Below are 3563 nucleotides of genomic sequence, written 5' to 3'. Positions count from 1 at the left end.
ACCAACGTGCCGAGCATTTACGTGTATGGCGGCACGATCCGTCCGGGCAACTGGAAAGGCACCGACCTGACCATCGTGTCGTCGTTCGAAGCCGTGGGCGAGTTCACGGCCGGCCGGATGTCGCAGGAAGATTTCGACGGGATCGAAAAGAACGCATGCCCGTCCACGGGTTCGTGCGGCGGCATGTACACCGCCAACACCATGAGCTCGTCGTTCGAAGCACTGGGCATGTCGCTGCTGTATTCGTCGACGATGGCGAACCCCGACCAGGAAAAGGTCGACTCGGCAGCCGAATCGGCCCGCGTGCTGGTCGAAGCGGTCAGGAAAGATCTGAAGCCGCGCGACATCGTCACCAAAAAATCGATCGAAAACGCGGTGGCTGTGCTCATGGCCACGGGTGGCTCGACCAATGCGGTGCTGCACTTCCTCGCCATCGCGCACGCGGCGGAAGTGGAATGGACCATCGAAGACTTCGAGCGCATGCGCAAGAAGGTGCCGGTGATCTGCAACCTGAAGCCGTCGGGTCAGTTCGTCGCGACAGATCTGCATAAGGCGGGCGGCATTCCGCAAGTCATGAAGATTCTGCTCGACGCAGGTCTGCTGCACGGCGATTGCATCACGATCACTGGCAAGACGATCGTTGAAGAACTGAAAGACGTGCCGGGCAAGCCGCGCGCCGACCAGCAGGTGATCTTCCCGATCGAGCAGGCGCTGTACAAGGAGGGCCACCTGGCGATCCTGAAGGGCAACCTGGCCGTTGACGGCGCGGTCGCGAAGATTACCGGACTGAAGAACCCGGTCATCACCGGTCCGGCCCGGGTGTTCGACGACGAGCAAAGTGCGCTGGAAGCGATTCTGGCCGACAAGATCGTCGCCGGTGACGTGGTCGTGTTGCGTTACCTCGGCCCGAAGGGTGGCCCTGGCATGCCGGAAATGCTCGCGCCGACGTCGGCAATCATTGGCAAGGGGCTGGGCGAAAGCGTCGGCCTCATCACCGACGGGCGCTTTTCCGGCGCTACGTGGGGCATGGTGGTCGGTCACGTCGCGCCGGAAGCGTTCGTGGGCGGCACGATCGCGTTCGTGCAGGAAGGCGATTCGATCACGATCGACGCACACAAGCTGCTCCTGCAACTGAACATCGACGACGCCGAACTGCAACGCCGCCGCGCGGCATGGCAGCAACCGAAGCCGCGTTACACGCGCGGCGTGCTGGCCAAATACGCGGCGCTAGCGGCGCCGGCCCAGCGGGGCGCAACGAGCGGTTAGGCCGTCCGCGATGAGCCCGGTGGCCATGCGCGTCAGTGAGAGATCTGTTTTGAAGGGGTGAGCGGTGGCAAGACACGAGCTGGATGAAATCGACGTCAGAATTCTCGAGGAATTGCAGCGTGACGGTTGCTTGACGAACGTCGAGCTTGCTTCGCGGGTCAACCTGTCGCCGTCACCGTGCCTCGCACGGGTGAGGGCGCTGGAGGCGCGCGGCGTGATAAAGCAGCGCGTCACGTTGCTGAGCGCGGAGCAGCTTGGACTGAACGTGAACGTGTTTATCCAGATTTCGCTCGACAAACAGGTACGCGATTCGCTCGACACGTTCGAGCGTGCGATCCGATGTTTGCCCAACGTCATGGAGTGTTACCTGATGTCCGGCGACGCGGACTACCTCATTCGCGTCCTCGTCCGTGATGTTCAAGCGCTCGAGCGGCTCATCGTGGATCAATTGACGCGCATCCCAGCCGTATCAAATATCCGCTCGAGCTTCGCGCTCAAGCAGGTGATGTATGGCACAGCACTACCCGTCACGTCCCGGCGGTAGTCCCTGCTGTTTTGGGGCGTACGGCGCGCGCTCTGAGCAACCACCCATTTTGGCACTCTGCTGTCGCTCTGGGCGGCGCGTACCGAGTCGAGTGTAGGGCAAGCTGTAGAACCTTTACCGCAATGTTCCAAAGGCTCGCTGTGCGCCTGGAAACGTTCGTCTGGGAGTCGGAACGTCGAATGTCTCGTTTGGGTCGGGCGCGCCTGCATCGAAGTCAGCAGGAGATCTTCGACGTTGCGCCAAGCGGACGACCGGTTTTGAGCAGTGAGCGGGCATACCAGCGCCGATGGGCGAACGACCGCAATGGCCGAACTGCTGTCGCTAGGAAGTCAGCTTGGATGACCGAACCATTCCGTTACCTGCCGTGAACCCCTGACAGCGCGACCGGCGGCAGTGGGTCCGGCTACAGCCGGTCGGCGTACGAAAGCAAGGTCTCGACGTGATAAGCCGGATTGACTCGGTAGCGCGGCCTCTCCGGACGCACTCCTAGAATGTCTATCCGTGCGTGTGTGCTGGCGCTCCATCCAGCGCAAGCACACCTCCTGCGGCCTTGTCCGTTTTGCGTTTTGCGGGGATGGACATGTTGGTTTTCTGCAAGCCACTGAATTTACTGGATTATTCAGTGTCCATTTGCCTTTGACTTTTCCGTAATCCATGGCGACACGGGGAGTACCTTGAGCTCGCTTATTTGCTGCGTCCTAACTGGTTCGCTGCCATGGACCTTTGCTGCGAAAATGAAGCAACAAACGGTGGTATCGACACCGACTGGCGCATCCGCGCGACCGCCACGATGCTCGAAGGAATGCTAGACATTATCGAAGCGTGGCAGGAGGAGTACGCGAAGGATGTCAGCGTGACAACCGTAGCGAATGACCTCAAGCCGCCTGTAGCGGTTTGTCAGGGGGGGGGTACTGGATGATTATCTGAAAAGCCTGGACCTGACGATGGAAGTATGGAACAGGCACGCGTGGTTGGCGCCGCCGGCTTTAATGGGTTTGGGGTCGACGTGTAGGCGTGATCTCCATCACCCCAAACTCGGGCTTTTCGCGATCCTCGACGGCCTTGACGGGCGCTTGCCAGCAGGTATGAAGCTTCACTGCTTCGGCGTAAAAGGTGCGGCGCTTGAGCGCGTCAAGATGTACCCATTCGAGGCTGGGACCGACTCAATGGCTTTTGACGTAACCGCGCGGCGCAATGCGTTCGCGGCCGGCATCTCCAACACGATGGAGCATCGTTCGACGGTGATGACGAACTGGATGCAGGCGGCGGAAGCTCGCATGCGTCCACAACCCGGCGACCAGTTTCGCCTGACGTTCTAGGCTACGTAAGTAGCTTCTTTCCCTAGCGGGGCATCCCCCGCTAGGGATGCTCCTCTTCTATTCTTGAGGAACAGAAATCATGAGTAAGCAAATCACTGCGACTGAGCTGGCAGCAATCGTCACGAAGCTTTTGACCGGCGAATCAGGTGAAGTCGACGGTTTCGAATCGTTCCAGAGTTTCATGACCGATATTGCCAAGGTGGTCTGCGATCACTGTGGCGGCGAGGTCCGAACCGATGCCGCGCCGTTGGAGAGTGCGTGGATCGTCGTCATTCACGGCGACGACCGGCTCCCGGACGCGTTCGGTGGTATCTGGCGCGAAGACGACCCAAAGGCGCTGTTCGAGCAGGAAACCGTCGTCGCGCTTGGCCCGGCAGCGATCCCGACGGGCGTGAGCACATGCAGCACGTTTGCGACGGATGGGTATCGCGATG

At 60.5% G+C, this 3563-nt stretch carries 4 protein-coding genes; all 4 read left to right on the top strand.

Annotation, left to right across the window (positions count from 1 at the left end):
• Positions 1–1266, top strand: a 1266-nt coding sequence (locus HHL24_RS43065) for a dihydroxy-acid dehydratase domain-containing protein (protein WP_169491311.1), incomplete at its 5' end; no start/stop codon positions are given.
• 64 nt (positions 1267–1330) lie between these two features.
• Positions 1331–1810 carry an Lrp/AsnC family transcriptional regulator gene (locus tag HHL24_RS43060; protein ID WP_169491310.1) on the top strand — a complete coding sequence of 160 codons (480 nt, stop codon included), beginning with the start codon at positions 1331–1333 and terminating at the stop codon, positions 1808–1810.
• A 911-nt stretch (positions 1811–2721) separates the two neighbouring features.
• Complete coding sequence (locus HHL24_RS45355) at positions 2722–3129, top strand: deazapurine DNA modification protein DpdA family protein (RefSeq protein WP_456238538.1); 408 nt, start codon at positions 2722–2724, stop codon at positions 3127–3129.
• A 79-nt stretch (positions 3130–3208) separates the two neighbouring features.
• The coding region (locus HHL24_RS43050; RefSeq protein WP_169491309.1) for a hypothetical protein at positions 3209–3563 on the top strand (355 nt) is incomplete at its 3' end.

The sequence above is a fragment of the Paraburkholderia polaris genome (genome assembly GCF_012927345.1).
Taxonomy (GTDB): domain Bacteria; phylum Pseudomonadota; class Gammaproteobacteria; order Burkholderiales; family Burkholderiaceae; genus Paraburkholderia; species Paraburkholderia polaris.
This window is presented reverse-complemented; position numbering and strand designations above follow the sequence as displayed.